Source organism: Streptococcus sp. 4155, from assembly GCF_013276695.1.
GTDB lineage: Bacteria > Bacillota > Bacilli > Lactobacillales > Streptococcaceae > Streptococcus > Streptococcus pseudopneumoniae.
The window spans coordinates 1-1,582 of sequence record NZ_VMLM01000066.1 but is presented as its reverse complement, the minus strand read 5'-3'; the positions used below and the strand labels follow the sequence as shown (position 1 = coordinate 1,582).

The window sequence follows — 1,582 nt, the reverse complement described above, 5'->3', positions numbered from 1 at the left end:
TCAAGCCCTCGCCTATTGGCTCAAAGTAGATAAATTTGTAATGTTCCCCATTCTTCCATACTTGAGTAGGATTTGACTTGAGAAAGCCAAACAAAGGCAATTTGTCAGCGGATAGAATTAACTCCAGCACTCTCATTCATCCACCCCCAGAAACTTCCAGATGTCGGTCACTAAATAGTAAATCATTCTTGAACCATCGTCTGGCGGTTGATAGCGTCTTAAACCCTGACTTTCCCACTTATTCAGCGTGTTGTCACTAATTTTTAACTCTTCTTTGAGTTCAATCCTATTTATTAACTTGGTCAATCTTGGCGGTGCTTTCTCATGCGCTTCCAGGTATCTTTCCACTACCTCCAGAATGCCATGCGCTAGGTCTTGCTCGCTTTCTCGGCTTAGGCTAAACATATCCGCCCACCTCCTTCAAGGTTTCTTTGTAGCTTTCTAGGTCGCTATTCATCAACACCGCTAGGCGCTTGCTCTCCTCCTGTACTTGGTTGTAAAAAGCCTTAGCGCCATCTAGTAACTCGCCTTTATTCGCTGGAATAAAGTACCCACTAAAAACGCCGCATCTAACCCCTACAATAGGGATGTTGTGCTTAACTACTAGACGCTTGATAATGTCACGTACAGTTCTTTCTGTTAGCTTGGTTGTCAGGCTAATTTCTGACCCTGTTATGGAGTTCTCAGCCCCTACCTTGATTAATCTTAATACTCGTTTATCGTTCTCTGATAGGCTCATCCAGTTCCTCCTCTCCTTTACTTTTATTTACAAAGGTTATTTGTCCGCTCGCTACCCCTTGCAAAATAGCTTTTTGAGTCTCTATGATTGTATCCAAGGTTTTCAAGATAGCTGTCTCAGCCTCTGAATCCAACGCTTGTTTTGTCAACAAGCCCATAGTTACAGCTAACTTTGTTGCATTGTCCATACACGTAGCTAGAAAAATATCTTTTGTAAAATAAGGTTCATCTGGTATTTTTTCACTATCAAGGTATATCTTCACTGTGTAACTCATTTCATCCCTCCGTAAACTCTTACCCCTGCAAGCTGGATATATCGCCCATAATCAGGGTTTAAATCCTCGCTAGGTGTTTCTATCGTCTGTTGGTTTTCTCGCTCTATTTGGGCGCTTTTTTTACGGTCTCGGTGGTTTAGATAAAGTAGTAAGCCAATCAATACCACGATTAAGACAGCAGCCTGTGTATTGGTCAAATCTAGTTCGTTCATGTCAGTGTTCCTCATAAATCATCATTCCACGGGTGTACTCAATCGAACTTGTCCATAAGCCCAAGAGGTTCTTTTTATCTCGTTTTTTCTTTGCAATATCAATTGCCAAAAGTTCCCAGACGTAATTTAATACTTGGTTTTTATCCATAGGATAGTCATTCTCTTTGGTTATTTCCGCTAGGTATGTGCTTATGAAAAGAAATCCATCAAAATTAGAAAGGCATTTTAAAAGATCCATATCCCCCCAAAAATTTTTATAATATGAATATTCTCTCCACTCTAATTCTCCTATTACCTCAGATACTACTCTCTGTTTCATCCTTTCCGTCTGTTCCTTGAGTGTTTCCTGTTGTTCAT

Annotated in this window: 5 protein-coding genes; all 5 read right to left on the bottom strand. The window is 40.5% G+C overall.

Annotation, left to right across the window (positions count from 1 at the left end; translation table 11 throughout):
- Nucleotides 1-132 precede the first annotated feature (132 nt).
- Nucleotides 133-405 carry a hypothetical protein gene (locus tag HT715_RS08320; RefSeq protein ID WP_000492134.1) on the bottom strand — a complete coding sequence of 91 codons (273 nt, stop codon included), beginning with the start codon at nucleotides 403-405 and terminating at the stop codon, nucleotides 133-135.
- Nucleotides 398-739 (bottom strand): hypothetical protein, encoded by a 342-nt coding sequence (locus HT715_RS08315; protein ID WP_000058847.1) that lies wholly within the window; start codon nucleotides 737-739, stop codon nucleotides 398-400. The genes HT715_RS08320 and HT715_RS08315 overlap by 8 nt, the downstream gene beginning before the upstream one ends.
- Nucleotides 717-1,013 carry a hypothetical protein gene (locus tag HT715_RS08310; protein WP_000122740.1) on the bottom strand — a complete coding sequence of 99 codons (297 nt, stop codon included), beginning with the start codon at nucleotides 1,011-1,013 and terminating at the stop codon, nucleotides 717-719. Before HT715_RS08310 ends, HT715_RS08315 begins: the two co-directional genes overlap by 23 nt.
- Nucleotides 1,010-1,225, bottom strand: a complete 216-nt coding sequence (locus tag HT715_RS08305) for a hypothetical protein (protein ID WP_001003765.1) — start codon at nucleotides 1,223-1,225, stop codon at nucleotides 1,010-1,012. The genes HT715_RS08310 and HT715_RS08305 overlap by 4 nt, the downstream gene beginning before the upstream one ends.
- Nucleotide 1,226: 1 nt before the next feature.
- On the bottom strand, nucleotides 1,227-1,582 hold a 356-nt coding region (locus tag HT715_RS08300), incomplete at its 5' end, for a hypothetical protein (RefSeq protein WP_172922907.1).

What these genes read in the sequence shown, in the direction of transcription:
- HT715_RS08320 (WP_000492134.1), bottom strand. Translation starts at nt 405, where the DNA reads ATGTTTAGCCTAAGCCGAGAAAGCGAGCAAGACCTAGCGCATGGCATT.
- HT715_RS08315 (WP_000058847.1), bottom strand. Translation starts at nt 739, where the DNA reads ATGAGCCTATCAGAGAACGATAAACGAGTATTAAGATTAATCAAGGTA.
- HT715_RS08310 (WP_000122740.1), bottom strand. Translation starts at nt 1,013, where the DNA reads ATGAGTTACACAGTGAAGATATACCTTGATAGTGAAAAAATACCAGAT.
- HT715_RS08305 (WP_001003765.1), bottom strand. Translation starts at nt 1,225, where the DNA reads ATGAACGAACTAGATTTGACCAATACACAGGCTGCTGTCTTAATCGTG.